The 639-nt window shown below is 19.6% G+C and carries 1 protein-coding gene; it reads right to left on the bottom strand.

Features of this window, described 5'->3' with window-relative positions; translation table 11 throughout:
- Positions 1-159: 159 nt before the first annotated feature.
- Positions 160-639 carry a transcription elongation factor GreA gene (greA, locus tag GJU04_RS00005; RefSeq protein ID WP_168892880.1) on the bottom strand — a complete coding sequence of 160 codons (480 nt, stop codon included), beginning with the start codon at positions 637-639 and terminating at the stop codon, positions 160-162.

Below are 639 nucleotides of genomic sequence, written 5' to 3'. Positions count from 1 at the left end.
TAAAAAATAATTTAAAATAAACAGCTTCTAAAAATTGAATGCCCACATTTATTTTCTAATTAATTATTAAAGAACAAAATAATATCTTTTACAAAAGATTTATTTATTAATAAAAATAATATACTATTTAGTATTAATAAAGTCAAATTTAATTTTATATTAAATATATTTAATCTCTAATATTTTATATTTTAAAACACCTTTTGGTGTTTGTACTTTTACAATATCATTTTTTTTTTTTCCGATTAATGACCTAGCTAAAGGAGCATTAATGGAAATTAAATTATTTTTTAAATCTGCTTCATCATTACCCACAATTTTATAAAAAATATCTTTATTAGTTATAATATTTTTTATATATACTGTGGAACCAAAAATAATTTTATTATGATGTAAAAATTTTGTAACATCAATAATGTTAGCATTTGATAATTTAATTTCTATTTCTTTTATACGACCTTCACAAAAACTTTGTGCTTCACGAGCTGATTGATATTCAGCATTCTCTTTTAAATCACCATGTTTTCTTGCTTCAATAATAGAATTAATAATTTTTGGTCTTTCTATACTTTTTAATCTAATTAATTCTTTCTGTAATTTTTTTATACCTTGTAAAGTCATCGGAATTTGGTTTTTCAT

It is taken from the genome of Enterobacteriaceae endosymbiont of Donacia marginata (genome assembly GCF_012567685.1).
Classification (GTDB): domain Bacteria; phylum Pseudomonadota; class Gammaproteobacteria; order Enterobacterales; family Enterobacteriaceae.
The sequence above is the reverse complement of the archived record's forward strand: the minus strand, read 5'-3'. Positions and strand labels throughout refer to the sequence as shown.

Excerpts from the sequence above, each read along its gene's own strand:
- greA (WP_168892880.1), bottom strand. The coding sequence starts at position 639 with ATGAAAAACCAAATTCCGATGACTTTACAAGGTATAAAAAAATTACAG.